The following is a 23309-nucleotide window of genomic DNA, read 5'->3' on the forward strand; positions in this document are numbered from 1 at the left end:
CACCACCCCCAACCGGCCGCACGACAAGGAAGCGGCCACAGGAGCGATCATGCCGGAACCGGCACACCCGTCACAGCGAATTGGGCAACGGAGTCACAGGCCGAGGACGCTCTGAGCGGTGACGTCGGACCTGCGTTCGCGCAGCCGGCGATCGCGGGCCTTCTGCGCTTGTGTCTGGCCGGCCAGGGCAGTCCGCACCGCCTGCTTCTGCTGCTGACGGAGATCTCGGGCCAGGAACCCGCAGAAGCTCTGGAGCGCCTGCCGTTGCTGATCGGGGTCGCACACGACCACTTCCCCGACGCCGGTCTCCTCGATGTCCTGTCCCTGCTGGAGAACCAGTCTTCGCTGTCTCCTGCCGCGCGGGCGGATGCGGGCTTCGAACTTGCGGTGGGCGAGCTGCGCCGGGCACTGGGAGCGTCCGACCGTGCTGAGGCGGCCGAGGCGATGCGCCGGGCTCTGTTCCGGTTCACCGAGCTCGACCGTACACAGGAGGCGCGCCTGGACGCCCGCGCGTATGCGGCCGCCGTGGACTGCGTGTTGGCGTTCTCTGCCGGCTCCGACAAAGATGCCGGCCCTTCGCGGCTTGAGGTGGAGGCGGGGGCCGCTCGTCTGGAGGCGGCCGTGGCGCAGCTGCAGGCGTGGCGCGGCCGCATGTATGAGCTTCCGTGGCTCAGCGCCCGGGGTCTGGCCCAGGGCGCCTGGGCCAGACTGGTGCACGGTCTGCGGACCGCGGCCGGGCATCTGCACCAGCCCAGCTGGTACTCCCCCGCCACCGCCCTGGGTGACCTTTTGGGGGTCTATGAGGCCAGTCGTACCGTTCACAGCTGTATGGCCGGCCCGGCTTCCGAGGGGGACGGTCTCGCACTGCTCATCCCGCCTGCGGTGGAGGCGCCGTTCATCCGCAGGGAAGGGCTGTTCCACCACCTCCAGCAGGCTCTCTCGATCGATCCGGCGTTCTCTGGGCATCCCGACGCCCAGGCGCTCCTCGCCGCGGCACAGCAGGGGCGCGTGCTCGCAGCCGGTTCTGAAGGTGTGGTGCCGGGAAAAGCATTGCAAGGACGTCCTGGGCTCACCACTCTTTTTGGCTCCGCACCGGTACCGGCCGGGCTTGATCCCACTCTCCTCGACCGCCTGGAAGGTTTGGTGCAGCAGGCGGCCCGCGGGTTCACCCCCACCGGCCATGCCCGAGTCGACGAGAAGATGGACAGTCTCCTGAAAGTCCTTCGCACCAGCCCGGCATGGAAAGCCCCGGACAGCACCTACTTCACCGTGCTGCTGGAGTACTTCCTGCGTTTCCTGCACGACCGGTTCGACGGGCAGGCGGACCTGTACGGCGAACGCACCGCCTACCTTGGACCGGCGCCGGACAAGCCCGATGGCTCGCCCGGGACGTGGCCGGAGAAAGCGGTCCAGGACGACATCCACCAGCACCTCAGCGGCCTGCTGACGCCGGGCACCGTCCAGCGGGAGGTCATCGACGTGGCCTCGGGACGCACCGACGTCACCTACACCCCGGAGCCCGGGCGGCGATTCGTGATCGAGGTGAAGCGACGCAAGACCAAAGCGGAACGCAAGACCGTGGAACGGGACTACCTCGCGCAGGCCGCCAACTACACGGTCACCGGGCCCCCGTTCGGCATGCTGCTTGTTGGCGACCACAGCAATCACGCGGCCGGATACTCCGACTTCGATGACCGAGTATGGATCAGAACCTATGCCCGCAGCGCCACCGAAGTTCCCCGCCTCATCGTGGTAGGCGCCCTGCCGATCGGCCGTCCCACCCCTTCGGCGCTGCGGCTGCCAGTGAGCTGACAGCCGGAAGGAGGTGTTGACCATGAAGTCGTCGCCCTCGGCGAGCTGACTTGCGCAGATCGCTATCAGGGGCAGGCTGACCTGGGACTTTGCAGCTTTCCGGGGCTTTCACGGTGACGCTGTTTTACGCAGTCGATTCTCCCCACCGACAGCTGGTTTGAGAGGCGGATCGCGGCTATTCAGGAGGGGGTTTCGCGTCCCGCTCACGTCGCGCAGCGTAGCCGGGGCGCGAGTCTTCAGCAGGTGATCCTTGCTCGGTTCGGCGCGCTTATGCACGGTCGTCGTGTGGTGGTTCTTCGAAGAGGTCGATCAAGGAGACGGGCGTGTCTGCCACTGTGACTTCGAGGGAGCCGGTGATCACGGTGTCGTGGTTGTTGGAGGTGGCTGACCAGGTCGCGGTGATGGTGGATGGCGCGGGGGACGGAGACGATGACGACGATGTCCTGGGAGTCGGCGTGTCGGCGAGGGCGGATGTGGCCGAGTGAGAAGGTGATGGTTGTCGAGCCGCCGTTCGCGATATCCGGGCAGTAGGGGGCGTACGCCGGTGCCGGGCCGAGCAGACCGCGGAGGATAAGGCCATGGGGAATCGAGGCGTGGAAGGGAAACAGCGCCGAGGCAGGGGTGCCGAAGGGCTTGGGCGGTGAAGGGAAGCCGGTCAGCGATTCGTTGACGGTCTGGGTATGAGGGTGCACGGTTTCGACGTCACTAGGGATGTAGAGCTGGATCTCGACGTCGACCAGATTGAGGTCGGTCAGGCTGGTCACGCGCAGCGAGAGGGGGACATGCGGCGAAGCCCAGCACCGCTTACGCGATGGTGAAGGAGGACCGGCGGTTGGCCAGATAGAGGTGCGAATTCCATTCCAGCCACCCGACCGCGTCGGCGGCGTCGGCCCTGTACGCGGCAGTACTCAGGGCCTGCTTCTGGTCGAGACTTACTGCTGCCGTGGTCTGCTCGTAATCAAGGGCGGCGTGGGGCAGGCCACCTCATCCTCAGGGGCTGACGATCACTACATCGAGCTGTCTCGGCCCGTGCACGCCTTCGACGCGGTCGAGTTCGATGTCGCTGGTGGCGGAGGGGCCCGAGATCCATGTCTGAGGGCGGGCCGGATCGAGGCGGGGGAGGGCCAGGGGGACGGATGCGACGACCTGGTCGGCCAGCACGATGCAGATGTGAACGTCGGGGACGAGGGTGAGGGCACGACGCCCCTGTCCGGGGCCGCCGTCCAGGATGATCGTGCCGGTCTCGGCGATGGCCAGGGCGCAACCGGTGACCACAGCGTCCGTGGTGTCCAGGTCGTGCGGGGTGAGCGAGGCGTCCTTGTCGTGGCGCTGCTTCGCCGTTGACGCGGAGAGCCATGCGGCGGGCAGTCCGGGCGGGACGGCGACCGTGCGGGCACCGTGCCGCTCGAGCAGCTCCGCCGTCACGGCGGGGAGTTCGGCCTCCGCGGCGCGGTGCACGATCGCCCGGTAGTCGGTGAGGTTCTCGTGGAGGAGAGCGAGGATCGAGGCGGGGTCGTCCGGGGTGTGGGTGGCGAGGTAGTCGCGGGTGGGCTCGGGGGCGAGGGGCGCCTCGACGAGTGCCTGGCGGATGCGGCCCAGGACACGTTCGCGGGAGTTCTGGTTCACGTGCGGTTCTTCTTCCACCAGTCGCGGAACGGTTCGGCGGGCATCTCGGGCAGGTCGCGGCTCTCCGCCCACTGGCGCGCGCCGGGGCCGGGCAGCTTCTTCGGGTGCAGGGCGCGGGTCTTCGAGGCGATGCGTTCACCCGCCGCGAGGGCTCCCGGGTGGTCAAGGACCCAGCCCGCCGCCTTGATGGCTGCCTTCTCCAAGCGGCGTCCCTTGCCGCCCTGGGCGGCGACCTTTTCGCGGAGGTGGACGAGGACTTCGGGGATGTCGATGGCGACGGGACAGACGTCGTAGCAGGCGCCGCACAGGGAGGAGGCGTACGGCAGGGAGGCGTCGACCTCGCTGACCGTGCCCCGTAGCTGCGGGGTAAGGATGGCGCCGATGGGGCCCGGGTAGACAGAGCCGTACGCGTGCCCGCCCGCCCGTTCGTAGACGGGGCAGACGTTGAGGCAGGCGGAGCAGCGGATGCAGCGCAGGGCCTGGCGGCCGACCTCGTCGGCGAGGGCGTCGGTGCGCCCGTTGTCGAGGAGGACGAGGTGGAAGGTGTCCGGCCCGTCCGCGTCGGTGGTTCCGGTCCACATGCTCGTGTACGGGTTCATGCGTTCGGCGGTGGAGGAGCGGGGGAGCGTCTGGAGGAAGACCTCCAGGTCCCGCCAGGTCGGCACGACCTTCTCGATGCCGACGACGGAGATCAGGGTCTCGGGGAGGGTCAGGCACATCCGCCCGTTGCCCTCGGACTCGACCACGACGAGGGTGCCGGTCTCGGCGACCATGAAGTTGGCGCCGGAGATACCGACCTTCGCGCGCAGGAACTTCTCCCGCAGGTGGAGGCGGGCGGCTTCGGCGAGTTCGGCGGGGTTGTCGGTGAGGCCGTCGGGTGCCTCGCGGCCCCACTTGCCCATCTCGGAGGCGAAGATGTCGCGGATCTCGCCCCGGTTGCGGTGGATGGCGGGGACGAGGATGTGGGAGGGCCGGTCCTCGCCGAGCTGGACGATGAGTTCGGCGAGGTCGGTCTCGTAGGCGCGGATGCCCTCGGCCTCCAGGTGCTCGTTGAGCTCGATCTCCTGGGTGGCCATCGACTTGACCTTGACGACCTCTGTCTCGCCGGTGGCCTTGACCAGCTCCGTGACGATCCGGTTGGCCTCGGCCGCGTCCGCCGCCCAGTGCACGGTGCCGTCGGCCGCCGTTACCGCCTCCTCTAGCTGGACCAGGTAGCGGTCCAGGTTGCCGAGGGTGAGGTCCTTGATCTGTTTTCCGGCCTCGCGGAGCTCGGCCCAGTCCGTGAGCTCGGCCACGGCCACCGCTCGCTTGTCGCGGATGGTGTGGGTGGCGTGCCGCAGGTTCGCGCGCAGGGTGTCGTTGCGAACGGCGTCGTGCGCGGCCTTGGGGAAGGCCGGCATGCCGATGAAGGTCCCGCTCATGCGAAGGGTTCCTCTTCCGTGCTCGCGAGGATCTCGGCGATGTGCAGGACGCGCTGCGAGGCGTCCTGGCGGCGCAGCATCCCGCCGAGGTGCATCAGGCACGAGTTGTCGGCGCCGCACAGGATCGCGGCTCCGGTGGACAGGGAGTTGTGGATCTTGTCGGCGCCCATCGCCGCCGAGACGTCCGGGTTCTTCACCGCGAAGGTGCCGCCGAAGCCGCAGCACTCCTCCGCGCCCGGCAGCTCCACCAGCTCCAGCCCTTTCACCGCCTCCAGGAGCCGGCGCGGGCGGTCGCCCAGGCCGAGCATCCGCAGTCCGTGGCAAGACGGGTGGTAGGTCACCGCATGGGGGAAGTACGCGCCCACGTCTGTCACCCCCAGGACGTCGACGAGGAACTCCGTCAGCTCGTACGTCCTCGGGACCAGGGAGTCGGCGACGTCCGTGAGCGCGCTGCCGCGTCCCTCGGCGTACGCCTTGCGCCCGATGCGCGGGTAGTTGTCGCGCACCATGGCGACGCACGACCCGGACGGGGTGACCACGTGGTCGTAGCCTTCGAAGGCGCGGGCCATGCGGTGGACCAGGGGTTCGGTCTCGCGGCGGTAGCCGGTGTTGTACTGGGGCTGGCCGCAGCAGGTCTGGGCGGCGGGGAAGTCCACGTCGACGCCGAGGCGTTCCAGGACCTTCACGGTGGCGATGGCCGTGGAGGGGTGGACCGCGTCGTTGACGCAGGTAGCGAAGAGGGCGACGCGCATCAGGGGTTCCTTGGAGCGGATTCGAGTCGGGCGGCGGCCGCGTCCCATGCAGCGCGGTCACCCTGCGGGGTGTAGTGCCGCAGGTGCTGGGTGGAGGCGATCAGGCGGCGCATGTCGGCGAGGTCGCCGACCAGGCCTGCGGCGCGGGCCTGGACGAGGATGTTGCCGAGTGCGGTGGCCTCGGTGGGCCCGGCGATGACTGGGAGCCCCGTGGCGTCGGCGGTGAGCTGGCAGAGCAGGTCGTTGCGGGAGCCGCCGCCGACGAGGTGGATGCGAGTGATGTCGCGGCCGGCGAGCTCGACGGCCCGGCGCAGGGTGCGGCGGTGGGCGAGCGCCAGGCTTTCCAGGATGCAGCGCACCACGGCGCCCTGGCTCCCGGGGACGCGCTGGCCGGTGCGGGCGCAGTGCTCCCTGATGCGGCTCGGCATGTCGCCGGGGGCGAGGAACTCCGGGGAGTCCGGGTCGACGAGGGAAGCGAACGGCTCGGCCCGGGCGGCGTCGGCGAGCAGCGTGGGGATGTGGGTGGAGAGGTTCTCCTTGTCCCAGGTGCGCCGGCACTCCTCCAGCAACCACAAGCCCATGATGTTGCGCAGGTAGCGGATCGTGCCGTCGATGCCGCGCTCGTTGGTGAAGTTCGCCGCCCGGGAGGGTTCGCTTAGGACCGGGGCGTCGAGTTCGAGGCCAGCCAACGACCAGGTGCCGCACGAGATGTAGGCGAAGCCGGGCTCCGTGGCCGGTACCGCGGCGATCGCGGAGGCGGTGTCGTGGGAGGCGACCGTCGTGACCGGAGTTCGGGTGTCGAGCCCCGTGTACGCGGCGACATGGGGGAGCAGGGTGCCGGCCGGGTCGCCGGGGGAGCGCAGCGGCGGGAACAGGCCGGCGTCGAGCGCGAGCCTCTCCAGGAGAACCTTGGACCAGGTGCCGGTGCGGGCGTCGAACAGGCCGGTGGTGGACGCGTTGGTCTCCTCGGCTCCGATGGTCCCGGTCAGCCAGTGGATCAGCAGGTCGGGGACGAGGAGCAGGGTGCGGGCGGAGTCGCGCTGCGCGGTGCCTTCGCATGCGGCGAGCTGGAAGACCGTGTTGAAGGGCAGGTGCTGCAGTCCCGTGATGCTGTAGAGCTCCTCGGGGCCGGCCTTGGCCCAGACGCGGGCGGCGGCGCCGTCGGTCCGGGCGTCGCGGTAGTGGAACGGGTGACCGAGGAGGGCACCGTCGGCGTCGAGGAGCCCGTAGTCCACAGCCCAGGTGTCGACGCCGACGGAGGCGACACCGCCGGAACGGGCCGCCTCTCGCAGCCCGTCGAGAACGCCCTGAAACAGGGCCAGAACGTCCCAGCGCAGGCCGTCCGGCAGTCGCACCGGTGTGTTGGGAAAGCGGTGGACTTCGGTGAGGTCGAGGTTGTCCTGGCCCACCCGGCCGACGATCACCCGTCCGCTGGTGGCGCCGAGATCGACCGCGGCGAACGCGGACGTGAACGCGGAGGACGGTGGAGTGGTGGTCACGTGGATACCTCTGTGGTGCGGGCGGCTCATCGGGGAACGGGAAGAGGAGAAGACGGACCGGCGGCGCCCGGCCGGGCCCGGTGTCAGGGCCGGGTTCCGGACGGCGCTGCGCCGCCGGTCCGCGGGGGCACCTGGGGCGGGTGCGTCAGTCACCCGCCCCAGGGCGATCAGGGGGCCTCAGCGCAGGAAGGCCGCGGCGACGCCCGCGTCGACGGGGACGTGCAAGCCCGTGGTGTGGGTGAGGTCGCCGCCGGTGAGGGCGAAGACGGCGTTCGCGACGTGCTCGGGCAGGACCTCGCGCTTGAGGAGGGTGCGCTGGGCGTAGAACTCGCCGAGCTTCTCCTCCTCGATGCCGTAGGTGGCGGCGCGCTGGGCGCCCCAGCCGGCGGCGAAGATGCCCGAGCCGCGGACGACCCCGTCGGGGTTGACGCCGTTGACGCGGATGCCGTGCTCGCCGAGTTCGGCGGCCAGCAGGCGGACCTGATGGGCCTGGTCGGCCTTGGTGGCGGAGTAGGCGATGTTGTTCGGGCCGGCGAAGACGGCGTTCTTTGAGGCGATGTAGACGATGTCGCCGCCGAGGCCCTGCTCGATCATGATCCGGGCGGCCTCGCGGGAGACGAGGAACGAACCGCGGGCCATGATGTCGTGCTGGAGGTCCCAGTCCCGGACGGTCGTCTCCAGCAGCGGCTTCGAGACGGAGATGCCGGCGTTGTTGACGACGAGGTCCACGCCACCGAAGGCGAGGACGGCCTCGCGGAACGCGGCGGCGATCTGCTCCTCCGAGGTGACGTCCACGGTGACCGCCACGGCCTTGTCCGGGCCGCCCAGCTCCTCCGCGACCGCACCGGCATTGTCGCCGTTCAGGTCGGCGACGATGACGCAGGCGCCCTCGGTGACCAGGCGGTGGGCGATGGCCTTGCCGATGCCCGAGCCGGCCCCCGTCACGAGGGCGACGCGGGTGGCGAGCGGCTTCGGCTTGGGCATCCGCCGCAGCTTGGCCTCCTCCAGTTCCCAGTACTCGATGCGGAACTTCTCCGTCTCCTCGATCGGGGCGTACGAGGAGACCGCCTCCGCCCCGCGCATGACGTTGATGGCGTTGACGTAGAACTCGCCGGCCACGCGGGCGGTCTGCTTGTCCTTGCCGAAGGAGAACATGCCGACCCCGGGGACCAGGACGATCGCAGGGTCGGCGCCGCGCATCGCGGGAGTGTGCTCGGTGGCGTGCCGAGCGTAGTAGGCGGCGTACTCCTCCCGGTACTCCCTGTGCAGCTCCTTCAGCCGGGACACCGCCTCCTCCAGCGGGGCGTCGGCCGGCAGGTCCAGGACCAGCGGACGTACCTTCGTCCGCAGGAAGTGGTCAGGGCACGACGTTCCCAGGGCGGCCAGGCGCGGGTGCTGGTCGCGGGCGAGGAAGTCGAGGACGACTGCGGAGTCGGTGAAGTGCCCGACCTGCGGCCGGTCCTGCGAAGCGATCGCCCGGATGTACGGAGCCAGCGCCGCGGCCCGCTCCCGGCGTGCTACCTCATCCAGCGGCCCGTAACCCTCCAGGGGCGCGCCGAACGGCTGCTCCTTGCCCCGCTCCGCGAGGAAGGTCTCCGCCGTGCGGATCATCCACAGGGCGTTGGTCTCGCACTCCTCGGCGCTCGCGCCCCAGGCGGTGATGCCGTGCCCGCCGAGGACCACGCCGACGGCCTTGGGGTGGTCCTCCTTGATCGCCGCGATGTCCAGGCCCAGCTGGAAGCCGGGACGGCGCCACGGCACCCACGCCACCTTCCCGCCGTAACACTCCGCCGTCAGTTTCTCCCCGTCGGCCGCGCAGGCCAGCGCGATGCCGGAGTCGGGGTGGAGGTGGTCGACGTGCGCGGCGTCCACCAGGCCGTGCATGGCGGTGTCGATGGACGGGGCCGCGCCGCCCTTGCCGTGCAGGCAGTAGTCGAACGCGGCGACCATCTCGTCCTCCCGCTCCACCCCCGGGTACACGTCCCTGAGGGCCCGCAGCCGGTCGAGACGCAGGACGGCGAGGCCGTCCTCGGTCAGTGTGCCGAGGTCACCGCCGGACCCCTTCACCCACATCAGCTCGGTGTCCGAGCCGGTGACGGGGTCGGTGACGGTTCCCTTGGCGGATGCGTTGCCGCCTGCGTAGTTGGTGTTGCGGGGGTCGGAGCCCAGCCGGCGCGCGCGGTCGAGGAGCGCGGCGACTTCGGGATGGGTGGCCATGTGCGATCGGTCCTTCGGAGTCGAAGAGTGCGGGGTGACTGCCCTCACGGGCGGGCCGGCCCTAAAGGGACGCGGGCCGGGGGAGCGGCCGGTTCAGGCGCCCCAGCCGGCCTGCTCGCCGCCGACGCGCTCGGCGGCGATTCGTTCCTGCCACCCGGAGGCGGCGTACGCGGTGACCGGGTCGGGGTTCAGGCCCTGCTCCTCGCGAACCTCGCGCAGCAGAGGACGTACGTCGGTGTTGTAGGCGTCCATCAACACCGCGTTGGCGGCGAGGACATCGCCGGCGCGCTGGGCGGCGGCGAGCGCGTCGGCGTCGACGAGGAGGGCCTTGGCGGTGGCCTCCTGGACGTTCATCACGGAGCGGATGACGGCCGGGACCTTCGCCTCGATGTTGTGGCACTGGTCGAGCATGAAGGCCACGTTCGTGTCCGGGTCTAGGCCGCCGTTCTTGGTGACCTCGTGCATGATCCGGAAGAGCTGGAAGGGATCGGCCGAGCCGACCATCAGGTCGTCGTCGGCGTAGAAGCGGGAGTTGAAGTCGAACCCGCCGAGCTTCCCCTCCCGCAGCAGGAAGGCCACGATGAACTCGATGTTGGTGCCGGGGGCATGGTGGCCGGTGTCGACGACGACCTGGGCCTTGGGGCCGAGCTTGAGGCAGTGGGCGTACGAGGTACCCCAGTCCGGGACGTCGGTGGTGTAGAAGGCCGGCTCGAAGAACTTGTACTCCAGCAGGATCCGCTGGTCGTCGCCGAGGCGCTCGTAGACCTCGGCCAGGGCCTCCGCCAGCCGCTCCTGGCGGCCGACGATGTCGTCCTGGCCGGGGTAGTTCGTGCCGTCGGCGAACCACAGCTTCAGGTCCGACGACCCGGTGGCGTCCATGATGTCGACACACTCCAGCAGGTGGTCGACGGCCTTGCGGCGGACCTTCGGGTCGGGGTGACAGACGCTGCCGAGTCGGTAGTCGTCGTCCTGGAAGGTGTTGGAGTTGATCGCGCCCAGCTGCAGACCGCGGTCTCTCGCGTACGCGGCGAGGGCGGTGTAGTCCTCGACCCGGTCCCACGGGATGTGCAGGGACACCCTCGGGGCGGCACCGGTGAACTCGTGGACCTTCGCCGCGTCGTCGAGCTTCTCCCACGGAGTCCTCGGAACGCCGGGCTGCGCGAACACCTTGAAGCGGGTGCCGGAGTTTCCGTAGCCCCAGGAGGGCGTCTCGATGGTCTGGGTCTTGAGCGCGGCCTTCACGGCGTCCCGTACGACAGTCATTGGGCAACCTCGGAACCAGGGCCGCGCTGTATGCGTCGGCGTTGTGAATCGTTTCATCATCACCGAACCACGCATTGCAGATATGGTCAAGAGCAGGTCCATGATGGATTGAAAGGATTCACCGCAGGGGTGCGGTGGCGTCCTAGAATGGGGACCACACGGATTCGAGGGGAACAGGCGGTCGGCAGTGGTGGGCATCAAGGAGGTGGCGCGTCAGGCGGGCGTCTCCGTGGGGACGGTCTCCAACGTTCTGAACAGACCCGAGCGCGTCTCCCATGAGGTTCGCGCGCGAGTCCACGCGGCGATCGACGAACTGGGATACGTCCGCAGTGAATCTGCACGGCAACTGCGTGCCGGCCGGAGCCGCATGCTCGGCCTGATGGTCATGGACACCGGGAATCCCTTCTTCGCCGCCCTCGCCCAGGGCACCGAGCGCGTCGCCGCCGGGGCAGGGCTCGGCGTGATGGTGTGCAACAGCGCGGAGAGCGCTTCCGCCGAGCAGGCCTACCTGTCCCTCTTCGTCGAGCAGCGCCTTCGGGGTGTCCTGCTCGCGCCCGTCGCGTCCGACGGTGAACCATGGGAGGTGCTCCGGCGCGCGAACATCCCGTTCGTCGTCGTCGACCGCGCGGTCGACGCGCAGAAGGCCTGTTCGGTGGCGGCTGACGACGTCCTGGGGGGCACGCTCGCGGGCAGGCACCTGCTCGCTGCCGGCCATCGGCGCATCGCCTACGTGGGTGGTCCCGGTCATCTGCAGCAGGTCCGGGACCGGCGTGAGGGCCTCGTCCGCGCGGTGGAGGAAGCAGGGCTCGGCGTCGACACGATCATCGACATCCCGGCCGAACGACTGGACGTCCGTGCCGGCCGTGACGCCGGGGCCCGGCTCATCGGACTCGCGCCCCAGCCGACGGCCGTCTTCTGCGCTAACGACCTCCTGGCCCTGGGCGTCATGCAGACGGCCTTCGACGCGGGCGTACGCATCCCGGACGATCTCGCCGTCGTGGGCCACGACGACATCGAGTTCGCGGAGGCGAGTCTCATTCCGCTGACCTCGGTGCGCCACGCCGCTGCCGAGATCGGCCGCTTGGCAGCCGAGCTGCTGTTGCGAGAGCTTGAACACTCGGATCCGCAGCACGACCATCAGCACACAGGCATCGTGCTCCAACCAGAGCTCGTCGTGCGCCGATCCAGCCTGCCGCGATCCTGAGAGGCCTTGCCTCTCCCGGCCGGAAGCGCCTGGCGGCGCCGTTTCGTGGAGGTGACGTCCGCGGCGGCGCGAATCGTCTCGCGTCCCGCCGCGAAGCTTCGGCGACGTTGTCGCATGCCCGTCCTGGACGAGGCGAGGCGGGAACGACTGGCGGACCGCCGGGCGTCCCCGCCTCACCTACGCAACTGGGTCAGGGCTCTTAGCGCCAGGCGGTCAAGCGTGCCCTCGGCCCGTTCAGCGCCGGTCGGTGTCCCGCGAGCGCCTCACACCTACGGCGGCCAGGACCGTGCCGAGTGCGCAGAGCGTGCCGGCAACGAGCACGGAGGTGTGGACGCCATTCATGAAGGCCTGGTGGCTGCCCTCGGTGATGGCCGCCCGCAGGCTGGCGGGCATGGCGTCCGAGACGGGCGCGACCCCCATGGCAACGGCGTCCTTCGCCTCCAGCAGCCCTTCGGCCACGGGGCTCGGCGTCCCGGCGGCGGTGAGTTCCCCGGTGAGCGTCGTGCCGACCCGGCTGCTGATCAGCGAGACGAGGACGGAGGTGCCGAGGGCGCCGCCGATCTGGAGGGCGGTCGCCTGGAGGCCGCCGGCCACGCCGGCGTCCTTGACGGGGGCGTTGCCGACGATGGCGTCGGAGGACGAGGCCATGACCATGCCGACGCCGAGGCCCAGGGCGACGAACGGCGGCCACAGGAGCGTGTAGGAGGAGTGGGCGTCCCAGCTGAGCATGGTGAAACAGGCGACGCCCTGGAGTGCCATGCCGAGGGGCATGGTGAGACGGGGGCCGAACCTGTCGGTGAGGGCGGCGCCCAGCGGGGAGGCCACGACCGAGGCCAGGCTCAACGGCAGTGTGCGGACGCCGGCTTCGACGGGGGTGAAGCCGCGGACGTTCTGCAGGTAGATCATGACGAAGAAGATCACGCCGAGCAGGACGAAGAAGTTCAGCGCGGTGATGATCGTGCCGATGGTGAGCGTCGGGTTGCGGAACAGGCGCATCGGCAGTAGGGGCGAGATGACGCGGGTCTGCCACCACCCGAAGAACACGAGGAGCAGCAGGCCGGCGCCGATGGCGCCGAGGGTGCCTCCGGAGGTCCAGCCCCAGGTCTCTCCCTTGACCACGCCGAAGACGAGCAGGAGCAGGCCCGCGGCGAGCAGGACGACGCCGAGGATGTCGAACTTCTCCTGCGCGGCGGCCTCGTTCCTGCTCTGGGGGAGGACGACCGCGCTGAAGGCGAGGGCGAGGACGCCGATGGGGGCGTTGATGTAGAAGACGGTTTCCCAGTTCACGTGCTGGACGAGGAGGCCGCCGACGATGGGGCCGAGGGCGGTGGAGACCGAGGAGACCATGGCCCAGATGCCGACGGCCATGCCGAACTTCTTCGGCGGGAAGACGGCGCGGAGGAGGCCGAGGGTGTTCGGCATCAGCAGGGCGCCGAAGAAGCCCTGGAGGGCGCGGAAGGTGATGACGCCCTCGATGGAGCCGGCGAGGCCGATGGCGACGGAGGCGAGGGTGAAGCCGGCGACGCCGACGAGGTACAGGGTGCGGCGGCCGAAGCGGTCGCCGAGTTTGCCGCCGAGGATGAGGGCGGCGGCCAGGGCGAGAAGGTAGGAGTTGGTGACCCACTGGAGGGCGGAGGTGGAGGCGTGGAGGTCGCGGCCGATCTCGGGGTTGGCGATGGCGACGACGGATCCGTCGAGGCCGACCATGAAGAGACCGAAGGCCACGGCGATCAGGGTGAGCCACGGATTGGAGCGCCGGCCGGGGGCGGCTGTGTCGGGGGACGGCTGGCGGGACGGTTCGGCGAGGGTGCCGACGGAAGGCATGGTTGTGTCGAGTCTTTCGTTTCAAGGCATGCCGACGCTGCGGCTGTGGGCAGGAGCCAGAGCCGCTCAGGGGGCATGCGCAGATGCAGGCAGGTACGGGGTGCCACCACGGCACCCGGCGCGGCTTCGGCCGGGCCGGGTGGGATGGTTCAGTGAGTGGCGTGCAGACGCCGGTCGAGGCTGTTGAGGGCGCCGAGCGCGGAGCCGAGGGCGTCGAGTTCGCCGTCGGTCATCGTGCGCAGGACACGTACGACGCGGGCGCTCATGATCTGCGCGACCTCGTTGAGCCGCTGCTGGGCGATCGGGGTGAGGTGGAGGTGCGCCACACGCTTGTCGGCGGGGTCCTGGCGGCGCTCCAGCAGACCCTGCTCGGTGAGTTGGGTGACGAGCGCGCTGGCGTTGTTCGGCTTCATGAGCAGCGCTTTGGCAGCGGTGCGCACGGTGGTGCCGTCCTGTGTCGCGACGTAGCGCAGGAGAGCGAGCTGGGCCTCGGAGGGCTTGGGGTACGGATAGTCCTGGTCGACGTACCGCTCGAGTGCTCGGCCCAGAGCGGGCAGGCATGCCACAAGGCCGGCGGCCGTGTGGTCGATGTCCTGCACGGACTTGCTGGGTGGGAGCATGAAAGCATTCAACTATGAGTTGATAGCTATGCCAAAAGACCTATCTTGCCGTATGGACCTCGGGGCGTGGACGGTTCTGGGGCGGCGGCGGAGACAGCGTCGCAGGCCTCGGCACAGCCCCTGGCCGGCGAGGTCGATGGTGCTCCTGCCGCGGGAGCGCACCGCGGCAGGAGCACGCTCATTGGTACACCCGTATCGTGCTGTGCTTCAGTCGGAGTGCGTCCTGCGAGCGCCGAGGTGCTCCCGTTCAGTGAGCCGGGTGAGAAGGCGCATCAGCTCGCCCCGTTCTTCAGTGGGAAAGACGGAGAGCAGCTCGTCGTTGATCCTCTCCGCGGAAGGCGCGAGCGCGGCATGCAGGGCCCTGCCCTCCGCCGTCAGCGCCAGGAGGGTCCGCCGCCGGTCCTGTTCGTCCCGTGCCCGGCTCACATGGTTCCGCTCGGTCAGTCGCCGCACGATGTGGTGGGTCGTCGACCTGTCCAGCGACGTCAGCCGGGCGACCGTGCGCTGGTCGAGCCCTTCGCCGTTGCGCAAGGTGTTGAGCACGGCGAACTGCTGGGACGTGATGGTCTCGGAGACGTACCGGCACCACAGGGCGGTGTGGACCTGCTCGGCACGCCGGATCAAGTGACCGGCGTAGCGGTTCAGGTCGAGGGCTCCGGTCATCATCGCTTCCTTGTGCCGGCGGCTGTGCGGGGGGTTCAGCCGCGCCGGTGACCGGGCCGGGAGTCGTACGGCGTGGCCCGGGAGCCGTCCACGCCCACTTCGAGGCGGCCGATCTTCTCGATCTCGACGACGACGTGGTCGCCGTCGCTGAGCGGGCCGACGCCGGCCGGCGTGCCCGTGGCGATCACGTCGCCCGGGTGGAGGGTCATCACCGAGGAGGCGTAGGCGACCAGTTCGCGCACGCCGAAGATGAGGTACTCGGTGTTGGTGCTCTGCCGGGTCTCGCCGGCCACGTCGCAGCGCAGGCCGAGCCGGTCGGGGTCGGTGATCTCGTCGGCGGTGACCACCCACGGGCCGATGGGGGTGAAGGTGTCGAAAGACTTGCGGGTGGAGCGGTCCTCGCCGGAGCGGACGGTGATGTCCAGCAGGCAGGTGTAGCCGAAGACGTGGTCCAGGGCGTCGTCGGCGCTGACGTGTGATGCGGTCCGGCCGATGACGACGGCCAGTTCGCCTTCCTGGTCGGTGCGGATGTCGGAGTAGGGCAGGACGATGTCCTGGTTCGGGCCGATCACCGACGAGTTGGCCTTCAGGAAGACGCCCAGGTCGGCGATGGAGGTGGGGTAGTCCATCTCGGCCTTGTGGTCGAGGTAGTTGACGGGTGCTCCGATGATTTTGCCGGGGCGGGGCAGCGGCGCCTCCAGCGTCACCTCCGCCAGCGGCGCTCGGCGCCCGCGTGCCAGGTCGAGCGTCGGCCCGGAGCCGTCGGACACCGTCTCGATGTACTGCTGGAGCGCGCCGGCCGGACCGGCGGAAAAGGGGGTGAGCTGGTCGGTCACGTCGGTGATCGTGTCGCCGTGGACGACGCCGAGGCGTCCCTTGTCGAACAGGGCCAGACGCATCGTGGCCTCCTTGGGGGTATCGGAGAGGGGTGGGGGGTGATCAGGCGCCGGGGTCGGCGTTCTCGGTGCGGTACAGGCCCAGGGAGCGCATGACGGGCTCGTCGCTGTAGGAGAAGAGGACCGCGTCGGCGGACTTCGAGGTGTTCAGGTGCCGGTAGGACGCCCAGCCCGGTATGGCGAAGGTGTCGTGCTCGGCCCAGTCGAGCCGCTTGCCGTCCACGATGGTGGCCCCTTCGCCGCGGACGACGCTGAAGACCGTCGACGCGGTGTGCCGGCGCCCCGCTCCCTCGAATCCCGGGCGCAGCCGCTGGACGCGGCAGCCGATGGTGGGCATGACAGGGCCGCCGGTCCAGGGGTTGGTGTACTCCAGGACGATGCCGTCGACGTCGCTGCCCTCGGCGGTGCCGGCGATGGCCTCCAGGGCCCGGCTGGTCTCCTGCCAGGTGTAGCGGGTGACGGGCGAGTTCGGTCCGTCGGGCGTGATCCAGGCGGGGGTCAGGCGGCCGTGGAGGAACTGGCGGCTGCCGGCGTCGTCGGGGCGGGTGACGGGCTGGAGCCGCTGCGGGTACTTCTCGTAGAAGCCGGCTTCCAGCGCGTTGACGAGGGGGTAGTCCAGGGCGTCGAGCCAGATCATCGGCGCGTCGCCCTCGTGGGTGTGGTCGTGCCAGTGCCAGCCGGGGGTGAGCAGGAGGTCGCCGGGGGCCATGAAGACGCGCTCGCCGTTGACGGTGGTCCAGGCGCCGTCGCCCTCCAGGATGAACCGGAAGGCGTTGGACGTGTGTCGGTGGGCCTGGGCGGTTTCCCCGGGCAGGATGATCTGCAGCCCGGCGTACAGGGTGTTGACCGTGGCGGGCGGGTCGGTGAGCCCGGGGTTGACGAGCATCAGGACCCGTCGTTCGGCCTCGTCCAGGGACAGGGTCTGGGAGAAGTGCAGCAGATGGGGCCGCAGCTCCTTCCAGCTCCACCGGTACGGGACGGCCCGGCTGCGGGGCTCAGCCGGGAACAGGTTTCCGTAGAAGCGCCAGAGCGGAGCGGCGCCGAGTTCGTCGAGGGCCTTGTAGGCGGGGTCGTCGGTCATGATGTCTCCTCGCGGTGGTTGCTCACGGGGTGGGCGCGGGCTGGAGGTCGCCGACGGGGGTCCACACCCAGGCGACGTCGTCGAAGTCCTCGGGGGTGCGGTCGGACAGCAGCTGGTTGCGCAGGAAGGCGCCCATGCCGTCCAGGTGGCAGATCTCGCCGAACCGTCGCGCGTTCGTCTGGATCGATGCGGCCCGCTCGGTCCGCAGGGCGGCGTATGACGCGAACGCGTCCTTCGGGCGGCCGTGATCGCGCAGAGCGTGGCCGAGGGCCACGGCGTCCTCCAGCGCCTGGCAGGCGCCCTGGGCCAGGTACTGGAGCATGGGGTGTGCGGCGTCGCCCAGGAGCACGATGCGGCCGTGGACCCAGTCGGTGATGGGAAGCCGGTCGAACAGCGGCCAGCGCCGGTCGCGCGCGATGAGCGGCAGCGCGTCGCGCACGGTGTCGCAGGCGCCGGCGAACCGTTCCTCCAGTTCGGCCTCGGTGCCCCAGTCGTCGGAGTCGGGGGTGTAGTGGTCGCTCTCGAAGACGGCGACCTGGTTGTAGAGCTCGCCGCGCCGCACGGGGTACTGCACGAGGTGCATGCGGGGCCCGGCCCAGACGATGACCGACTCCGTCGTGGCGTGCCGCGCCATCGAGCCCGTCATGCGGCTGACGGGCAGGGCGCCGCGATACGCGACGTACTTCGAGCAGACGGGGGCGCCGTCGTTCACGAGGATCTGCCGCAGCCGGGAGTGCAGGCCGTCGGCGGCCACCACCGCGTCCGCCGTCAGCCGCTCGGGCGTTTCGGCGAAGTGCAGGCGCACCTCGGCCGGTGTCTGTACCGCGTCGGTGACGGTACGTCCGGTGTGCAGGTCGATCGACGGGTGGTCCTTGCAGGCGGCCAGCAGCGCTCCGTGGAGATCGGTGCGGTGGGTGACGAGGTAGGGGTGCTTGAAGCGGCTGCGGTAGGCGTCGCTGCGCAGGTCGAGCGCGGTGATCTGCTTGCCGGTGAGCGCGTCCATCATGACGAGCTGGGGCGGGGCGACGGCGGAGCGCCGCACGGCGTCGAGGACGCCGAGCTCCTCCAGCGCCAGGGAGGCGTTCGGGGCCAGCTGCAGGCCGGCTCCGATCTCGCCGAACTGGGCGGCGCGCTCCACCACGGTCACGCGGTGGCCTGAGCGGGCGGCGGCGAGGGCGGCGGCCAGGCCGCCGATGCCGCCGCCGACGACGGCGATGTGCAAGGGCGAGGTCGTCACGGGCAGGTGCCTCCTTGAAGGACGGGGTCGATCCGCCTCCCGCCGCAGTGGATCTTCTGCGTCGGGATCATTGGTGTACGGACCATCGGGGCAGGAGCGGGGATGGCTCCCGATGCGGGCCCGTGCGCGTGGACCCGCGGGGGCGGGAGAGCTGTCAGCAGGCGGCGGTAGCGCTGTCGACGGTCACGGGTGCGCCCGTGCGGGCGCGGATGTCCTCGACGGTGACGCCGGGTGCGGTCTCCACCAGGGCCAGACCGTGACCGGTGACGTCGAGGACACCGAGGTCGGTGACGATCCGGTCGACGCAGGCTCGGCCGGTGAGTGGCAGGGTGCAGTCCGCGACGATCTTCGGTGTGCCGTCCTTGGCGGTGTGCTCCATCAGGACGATGACCCTGCGCGCGCCGTGGACGAGGTCCATGGCGCCGCCCATGCCTTTGACCATCTTGCCGGGGACCATCCAGTTGGCGAGGTCCCCGGCCGAGGAGACCTGCATGGCGCCGAGGACGGCGGTGTCGACGTGGCCGCCGCGGATCATCCCGAACGACAGGGCGGAGTCGAAGAACGAGGCCCCGGGCAGGACGGTGACGGTCTCCTTGCCGGCGTTGATCAGGTCGGGGTCGACCTCGTCCTCGCCGGGGTACGGGCCGGTGCCGAGGATGCCGTTCTCGGAGTGCAGCACCACGTGTACGTCGGAGGGGACATACGCGGCGATCAGAGTCGGCAGGCCGATGCCGAGGTTCACGTACGAGCCGTCGGTCAGCTCGGTGGCGGCCCGCGCGGCCATCTGGTTGCGGTTCCATGCCATCAGGCGCGCACCGTCCTCTTCTCGATCTGCTTGTCGGCCGCCTGGGCAGCGGTGAGGGGCATGACGCGCTGGACGAAGATGCCGGGCAGGTGCACCTGGTCCGGATCGAGGTCTCCCGGTTCGACGAGTTCCTCGACCTCGGCGATCGTGATCCGACCGGCCATGGCGGCCAGGGGGTTGAAGTTGGCGGAGGCGCGACGGAAGACGAGGTTGCCGTGCCGGTCGCCGCGCCAGGCCCGTACGAGGGCGAAGTCGGTGGTGATGCCGTGCTCCAGGACGTGCGGTCGGCCGTCGTAGTCGCGGGTCTCCTTGGCGGGGGAGGGGACGGCGACGGTGCCGTCGGCGGCGTAGCGCCAGGGAAGCCCGCCGTCGGCGACCTGGGTGCCGACGCCGGCCGGGGTGTAGAAGGCGGGGATGCCGCAGCCACCGGCCCGGAGCCGTTCCGCGAGGGTGCCCTGCGGGACCAGCTCGACCTCCAGCTCTCCGCTCAGGTACTGGCGGGCGAACTCCTTGTTCTCTCCGACGTAGGAGCCGGTGACCCGGCCGATGCGTCCGGCCGAGAGCAGGATGCCGAGGCCCCGGTCGTCGACGCCGCAGTTGTTGGAGACGACCTTGAGGCCGGTGGCGCCCTGAGCATGCAGGGCACGGATCAGGGTCTCGGGGATGCCGCTGAGTCCGAAGCCGCCGACGGCGAGCGATGCGCCGTCGGGGATGTCGGCGACGGCATCCGCGGGTTCACGGATGACCTTGTCCACGGTTCCGGGTGTCCTTTCAGGTGAGGGGGCCCGGCAGCACGACGGACCAGCCGCCGTCGACGACGAGATGGGCGCCGGATACGTAGGAGGCGTCCTCGGAGGCGAGGAAGACCGCCGCCTTGGCGACGTCCTGGGGCGTGCCGAGGCGTCCGAGGGGGACGTGCTGGGCTGTGTCGCGCATGGGGTGGCTGTCGGCGAGGAGGTTGCCGCGTGATTCTTCGGTGTCGATGAGTCCCGGGCTGACGCAGTTGGCGCGGACGCCGTGCGCGGCGCCTTCGGCGGCGAGTTGGCGGGTCAGGGCGATCACTCCGCCCTTCGCGGCGGAATGCGCCGTGCGGTGGTTGGTCAGGGAGCCGCTGATCCCGGCTATCGAGCCGATGGTGATGATGCAGCCGCGGCTGTGTGTCAGGTGCGGCCACGCGGCACGGGTGGTGAGCCACACCGAGTCCAGCTCGGAGCGCACAGTGGACGCGTAGTCGGCGTAGGACTGCTCGACGAGGGGGCCGAACGGCACCGAGCCCGCGTTGGTGAGGACGATGTCGACGCCGCCGAACGCCTCGGCCGCTTCCCCCACCCACGCTTCGACGGATTCAGGACGGGTGACGTCCAAAGGGCCCGGCGTGAGAGCCGTGCCGCCCTCCCGGCCGATCTCCGCTTGCGTCTCCAAGGCTTCGTCATGCAGGAGGTCGCCGCCGACGACTAGGGCGCCTTCGGCCGCGAACCGGAGCGCCGCGGCCTTTCCCAGCCCGCGGGCCGTGCCGGAGATCAGGGCGACCTTCCCTTCCAGCCGCCTCATCGCGCGGCCCCGTCGAGCAGCGCGTCGGAGACGGACTTCACCCCGCCGTGAGAGGTGAGGCCACCGTCGACGGGGATCTCCGCACCGGTGATGAACGACGACTCATCGGAGAGCAGGAACACCACCAGCGGCGTGACCTCGTCGACGGTGCCCACCCGGCCCAGCGGCGTCTCGCGGATGTTCGTCTCCCGGAAGGCGGGCGCGGCCGAGGCCGTCATCTCCGTCTCGATGAACCCGGGGTGGATGGTGTTGACCCGGATCCCCCGGGGACCGAGTTCCATTGCGGCGGTCTTTGACAAGCCGCGCAGCGCCCACTTGCTCGTCGTGTAGGCCACCGGGTAGTGGGCGGTCAGCGCGGCGGAGGAGCCGACGTTCACGACGGACGAGCCCGGAGGCATCAGAGGGGCCAGGTGCTGGATGCCCAGGAGCGGACCGTTCACGTTGACGGCGTGAACGCAGCTCATGTCCTGGGCGGTGACCTCGCCGATGCGGGCCCGCCAGGTGATGCCGGCGTTGTTGACCAGGCCGTGCACCGCCCCGTGCGTCTCACGGAGGTGATCGGCCAGGTCGGCCCAGTCGTCGGCCAGGGTGACGTCGAGCCTGCGGACGCCTTCCCTGCCGTTCACGTCGGTGGCGACGACCGTGGCGCCCTCCCGCTCCAGTGCCGCCACCTCGGCGGCGCCCTGGCCCCGGGCCGCACCCGTGACGACCACGACCTTTCCCGCGAGGCGCCCGCCGTTCACGGCCGCTCCCGGTCGCGGCGCCGCCCCTTGGGCAGGGCGACCGGCTCGGTGCCGGGGACTACCCGGGTGGTGAGGGACCCGATCGCTTCCACGGTGAGGGTGACGGTGTCGCCGGGCTTGAGCGGCGGCGGGACCTGCTCGCCGGAGCGGCCCCACAGTTCGGCGAGGCAGCCGCCGTTACCGCAGGTCCCGGAGCCCAGGACGTCGCCGGCGACGATCCGGGTGCCGCGCGAGGCGTAGGCGGCCATCTCCTCGAAGGTCCAGCTCATGTTGGACAGCAGGTCCGAGCCGATCCGCTCGCCGTTGACCTCGGCCGTCAGCGCCAGGCGCAGGAAGCCGTCGGGATCGCGGTACGGCTCCAGCTCGTCCGCGGTCACCAGGCAGGGGCCGAGGGTGGTGGCGGTGTCCTTGCCTTTGCACGGGCCGAGACCGACCCGCATCTCGGCGGACTGCAGGTCCCGTGCGGACCAGTCGTTGAAGATCGTGTAGCCGACGATGTGGTCCCGCGCCCGCTCCGGGGTGAGGTCGCGGCCCTCCCGGCCGATGACGGCGGCCACTTCGAGTTCGAAGTCGAGCACGGACGAGCCCGGGGGCATGGGGACGTCGTCGTGCGGGCCGAAGACCGCGTGCGGGTTGGTGAAGTAGTAGGTGGGCGCCTCGTACCACTGCGGTGGCACTCCGGATTCGCCGCTGACGGAGCGGCGGACGCCTTCGACGTGTTCCTCGAAGGTGACGAAGTCCCTGATGGAGGAGGGCTGGAGGGGGGAGAGCAGCCGGACCTCGGAGACGTGGGGCCCGGGCGGGACGTCCAGGGCCGCTGCGCCGGCGGCGAGCAGGCCGGGCAGGCCGTCGGTGTCGCGGATCAGACCGGTGAGCGAGGTGACGCCCGGCAGGGGGAAGAGCGTGCCGTCGTCCTCGACGACGGCGACGCGGGTCCGGTGCCTGTATTCGAAAGCGGCGAAGCGCATGATGCGGCTCCCAGGTGAGGAGGGGGGACACGGGACCGGGGCTGACCGGGACGGAGGGAAGCCCGTTGCCGGCTTCCCGCGGACAGCCCCGGTCCCGTGGACCGGGCCGGGAACGCGGCGGCGGCAGTCAGGGCGGACATGGTCCGCCGCGTTCCCGGGGATCGGGAGGCCGGACTAGACCGGCGGGGCGACGAAGCAGCCGCGGTCGGGGTCGTTGAACGACTCCTTCGCGACGAGTTCGTTCATCGGGTTGGCCGTGCCCCACTGGTCGGTGACGTCGGGCTGCGAGAAGTCGTAGACGTGGGGGTGCCAGGTGTCCTCGTCGAGGTTCTCCAGCTCGGTGGTGTACTCGACGGTGTTGCCGTGCGGGTCGAGGAAGTAGGTGAAGGTGTTGTCGCCCGCCATGTGCCGGCCCGGACCCCAGATCTTCCGGTGACCGGCCCGCAGGACCCGGCCCGAGCCGCGCATGTACTCGTCGATGCCGCGCATCTCGAAGGAGATGTGGTGCAGCGAGGTGTGCGGGCCCTTGGCGAGGGCCATGGAGTGGTGCTGGGAGCTGATCCGCATGAAGTGCATGACCTCGCCCATGTGGGGCGAGCTGAGCGTGTCGGACAGGCGGAAGCCGAGGTGCCGCTCGTACCAGGCGCGGGTGCGCTCCAGGTCGGGGGAGTTGAGCACGACGTGCGACAGCTTGACCGGGATCGCCTCCTTCTCCTCGATCTTCCGGTGCTTGCGGACCCCGACGTCGGCGGAGACCTCGATGGTGCGGCCGTCGACGTCGAAGAAGCGGAAGCCGTAGCCGCCGCCGGGGGTGTCGACAGCGCCGGGCTGCGAGATCAGCTGGACGCCGCCGGCCAGGAGCTGCTCGGCGAGCGTGTCCACGTCGGCCGGGGTCGCCGCGCCGTACGAGACCAGGTCGAGACGCTTCTCCTCGGCCTTGCGGAGCCGGACGACGTACTGCTCCGGGCTGCCCTCGGCGGCGAGAAAGGCGATGCCGGAGTCCTCGGCGACCTTGGTCAGGCCCCACACACCGGCGTAGAAGTCGAGCTGCTTGTCGTAGTCGGGCACGGCGAGGTCGACGTGCCGCAGGTGGGTGAGCAGGCGGGTGTTCGTCATGGGATGCCTCC

Annotated in this window: 21 protein-coding genes; 2 read left to right on the plus strand and 19 right to left on the minus strand. The window is 70.3% G+C overall.

All coding sequences use genetic code 11. From position 1 onward, the window contains the following. On the plus strand, positions 1-1812 hold a 1812-nt coding region (locus AC07DW_RS28735), incomplete at its 5' end, for a hypothetical protein (RefSeq protein ID WP_478860588.1). Positions 1813-2048: 236 nt separating this feature from the next. Here the strand turns inward: AC07DW_RS28735 and AC07DW_RS28740 are convergent. From AC07DW_RS28740 to rhaI, 7 genes are all read right to left on the minus strand, one after another. Continuing rightward, the gene (locus tag AC07DW_RS28740) at positions 2049-2576 is read right to left on the minus strand and encodes a hypothetical protein (protein WP_478860589.1); all 528 of its coding nucleotides are present in this window, start codon (positions 2574-2576) and stop codon (positions 2049-2051) included. Positions 2577-2802: 226 nt separating this feature from the next. After that, entirely contained in the window at positions 2803-3438 is a 636-nt protein-coding gene (locus AC07DW_RS28745; RefSeq protein ID WP_478860590.1) for a LutC/YkgG family protein, read from the minus strand. Next, positions 3435-4859 (minus strand): LutB/LldF family L-lactate oxidation iron-sulfur protein, encoded by a 1425-nt coding sequence (locus AC07DW_RS28750; RefSeq protein ID WP_478860591.1) that lies wholly within the window; start codon positions 4857-4859, stop codon positions 3435-3437. Before AC07DW_RS28750 ends, AC07DW_RS28745 begins: the two co-directional genes overlap by 4 nt. Next, positions 4856-5611 (minus strand): (Fe-S)-binding protein, encoded by a 756-nt coding sequence (locus AC07DW_RS28755; protein WP_478860592.1) that lies wholly within the window; start codon positions 5609-5611, stop codon positions 4856-4858. Before AC07DW_RS28755 ends, AC07DW_RS28750 begins: the two co-directional genes overlap by 4 nt. Continuing rightward, the gene (locus AC07DW_RS28760) at positions 5611-7140 is read right to left on the minus strand and encodes a rhamnulokinase (protein ID WP_478860593.1); all 1530 of its coding nucleotides are present in this window, start codon (positions 7138-7140) and stop codon (positions 5611-5613) included. Before AC07DW_RS28760 ends, AC07DW_RS28755 begins: the two co-directional genes overlap by 1 nt. 147 nt (positions 7141-7287) lie before the next feature. After that, positions 7288-9327 (minus strand): bifunctional aldolase/short-chain dehydrogenase, encoded by a 2040-nt coding sequence (locus tag AC07DW_RS28765; RefSeq protein ID WP_478860594.1) that lies wholly within the window; start codon positions 9325-9327, stop codon positions 7288-7290. 93 nt (positions 9328-9420) lie between these two features. Then, a complete protein-coding gene (rhaI, locus tag AC07DW_RS28770) occupies positions 9421-10590 on the minus strand; it encodes an L-rhamnose isomerase (protein ID WP_478860595.1) in 1170 nt (389 codons plus the stop codon). Between the two features lie 187 nt (positions 10591-10777). On the opposite strand from rhaI, the gene AC07DW_RS28775 reads away from it, so the two are divergent. Continuing rightward, on the plus strand, positions 10778-11794 hold the full coding sequence (locus tag AC07DW_RS28775) for a LacI family DNA-binding transcriptional regulator (RefSeq protein ID WP_478860596.1): 1017 nt from the start codon (positions 10778-10780) through the stop codon (positions 11792-11794). 234 nt (positions 11795-12028) lie between these two features. Here AC07DW_RS28775 and AC07DW_RS28780 read toward each other — a convergent pair whose 3' ends face one another. From AC07DW_RS28780 to AC07DW_RS28835, 12 genes are all read right to left on the minus strand, one after another. Beyond that, positions 12029-13618 carry an MFS transporter gene (locus AC07DW_RS28780; protein WP_478860597.1) on the minus strand — a complete coding sequence of 530 codons (1590 nt, stop codon included), beginning with the start codon at positions 13616-13618 and terminating at the stop codon, positions 12029-12031. 149 nt (positions 13619-13767) lie between these two features. Continuing rightward, positions 13768-14238: a MarR family winged helix-turn-helix transcriptional regulator gene (locus tag AC07DW_RS28785; protein ID WP_478860598.1), complete on the minus strand. Its 471-nt coding sequence runs from the start codon at positions 14236-14238 to the stop codon at positions 13768-13770. Positions 14239-14445: 207 nt separating this feature from the next. Further along, positions 14446-14901 (minus strand): MarR family winged helix-turn-helix transcriptional regulator, encoded by a 456-nt coding sequence (locus AC07DW_RS28790; protein WP_478860599.1) that lies wholly within the window; start codon positions 14899-14901, stop codon positions 14446-14448. 35 nt (positions 14902-14936) lie between these two features. Then, positions 14937-15800, minus strand: a complete 864-nt coding sequence (locus tag AC07DW_RS28795) for a fumarylacetoacetate hydrolase family protein (protein WP_478860600.1) — start codon at positions 15798-15800, stop codon at positions 14937-14939. A 40-nt stretch (positions 15801-15840) separates the two neighbouring features. Next, positions 15841-16878 (minus strand): cupin domain-containing protein, encoded by a 1038-nt coding sequence (locus tag AC07DW_RS28800; protein ID WP_478860601.1) that lies wholly within the window; start codon positions 16876-16878, stop codon positions 15841-15843. A gap of 22 nt (positions 16879-16900) precedes the next feature. Continuing rightward, complete coding sequence (locus tag AC07DW_RS28805) at positions 16901-18115, minus strand: FAD-dependent monooxygenase (protein ID WP_478860602.1); 1215 nt, start codon at positions 18113-18115, stop codon at positions 16901-16903. 154 nt (positions 18116-18269) lie between these two features. Beyond that, on the minus strand, positions 18270-18920 hold the full coding sequence (locus AC07DW_RS28810) for a CoA transferase subunit B (RefSeq protein WP_478860603.1): 651 nt from the start codon (positions 18918-18920) through the stop codon (positions 18270-18272). After that, a complete protein-coding gene (locus AC07DW_RS28815) occupies positions 18920-19675 on the minus strand; it encodes a CoA transferase subunit A (RefSeq protein ID WP_478860604.1) in 756 nt (251 codons plus the stop codon). Before AC07DW_RS28815 ends, AC07DW_RS28810 begins: the two co-directional genes overlap by 1 nt. A 16-nt stretch (positions 19676-19691) precedes the next feature. Further along, positions 19692-20471 carry an SDR family NAD(P)-dependent oxidoreductase gene (locus tag AC07DW_RS28820; protein ID WP_478860605.1) on the minus strand — a complete coding sequence of 260 codons (780 nt, stop codon included), beginning with the start codon at positions 20469-20471 and terminating at the stop codon, positions 19692-19694. Beyond that, the gene (locus AC07DW_RS28825; RefSeq protein WP_478860606.1) at positions 20468-21214 is read right to left on the minus strand and encodes an SDR family NAD(P)-dependent oxidoreductase; all 747 of its coding nucleotides are present in this window, start codon (positions 21212-21214) and stop codon (positions 20468-20470) included. The genes AC07DW_RS28820 and AC07DW_RS28825 overlap by 4 nt, the downstream gene beginning before the upstream one ends. Continuing rightward, positions 21211-22182 carry a fumarylacetoacetate hydrolase family protein gene (locus tag AC07DW_RS28830; protein WP_478860607.1) on the minus strand — a complete coding sequence of 324 codons (972 nt, stop codon included), beginning with the start codon at positions 22180-22182 and terminating at the stop codon, positions 21211-21213. Before AC07DW_RS28830 ends, AC07DW_RS28825 begins: the two co-directional genes overlap by 4 nt. Before the next feature lie 174 nt (positions 22183-22356). Further along, entirely contained in the window at positions 22357-23298 is a 942-nt protein-coding gene (locus tag AC07DW_RS28835; RefSeq protein ID WP_478860608.1) for a VOC family protein, read from the minus strand. Between the last annotated feature and the right edge of the window lie 11 nt (positions 23299-23309).

The sequence above is a fragment of the Streptomyces sp. NPDC045701 genome, assembly GCF_056432045.1.

What these genes read in the sequence shown, in the direction of transcription:
- AC07DW_RS28750 (WP_478860591.1), bottom strand. Translation starts at nt 4,859, where the DNA reads ATGAGCGGGACCTTCATCGGCATGCCGGCCTTCCCCAAGGCCGCGCAC.
- AC07DW_RS28755 (WP_478860592.1), bottom strand. Translation starts at nt 5,611, where the DNA reads ATGCGCGTCGCCCTCTTCGCTACCTGCGTCAACGACGCGGTCCACCCC.
- AC07DW_RS28760 (WP_478860593.1), bottom strand. Translation starts at nt 7,140, where the DNA reads ATGAGCCGCCCGCACCACAGAGGTATCCACGTGACCACCACTCCACCG.
- AC07DW_RS28765 (WP_478860594.1), bottom strand. Translation starts at nt 9,327, where the DNA reads ATGGCCACCCATCCCGAAGTCGCCGCGCTCCTCGACCGCGCGCGCCGG.
- rhaI (WP_478860595.1), bottom strand. Translation starts at nt 10,590, where the DNA reads ATGACTGTCGTACGGGACGCCGTGAAGGCCGCGCTCAAGACCCAGACC.
- AC07DW_RS28780 (WP_478860597.1), bottom strand. Translation starts at nt 13,618, where the DNA reads ATGCCTTCCGTCGGCACCCTCGCCGAACCGTCCCGCCAGCCGTCCCCC.
- AC07DW_RS28785 (WP_478860598.1), bottom strand. Translation starts at nt 14,238, where the DNA reads ATGCTCCCACCCAGCAAGTCCGTGCAGGACATCGACCACACGGCCGCC.
- AC07DW_RS28790 (WP_478860599.1), bottom strand. Translation starts at nt 14,901, where the DNA reads ATGACCGGAGCCCTCGACCTGAACCGCTACGCCGGTCACTTGATCCGG.
- AC07DW_RS28795 (WP_478860600.1), bottom strand. Translation starts at nt 15,800, where the DNA reads ATGCGTCTGGCCCTGTTCGACAAGGGACGCCTCGGCGTCGTCCACGGC.
- AC07DW_RS28800 (WP_478860601.1), bottom strand. Translation starts at nt 16,878, where the DNA reads ATGACCGACGACCCCGCCTACAAGGCCCTCGACGAACTCGGCGCCGCT.
- AC07DW_RS28810 (WP_478860603.1), bottom strand. Translation starts at nt 18,920, where the DNA reads ATGGCATGGAACCGCAACCAGATGGCCGCGCGGGCCGCCACCGAGCTG.
- AC07DW_RS28820 (WP_478860605.1), bottom strand. Translation starts at nt 20,471, where the DNA reads ATGAGGCGGCTGGAAGGGAAGGTCGCCCTGATCTCCGGCACGGCCCGC.
- AC07DW_RS28830 (WP_478860607.1), bottom strand. Translation starts at nt 22,182, where the DNA reads ATGCGCTTCGCCGCTTTCGAATACAGGCACCGGACCCGCGTCGCCGTC.
- AC07DW_RS28835 (WP_478860608.1), bottom strand. Translation starts at nt 23,298, where the DNA reads ATGACGAACACCCGCCTGCTCACCCACCTGCGGCACGTCGACCTCGCC.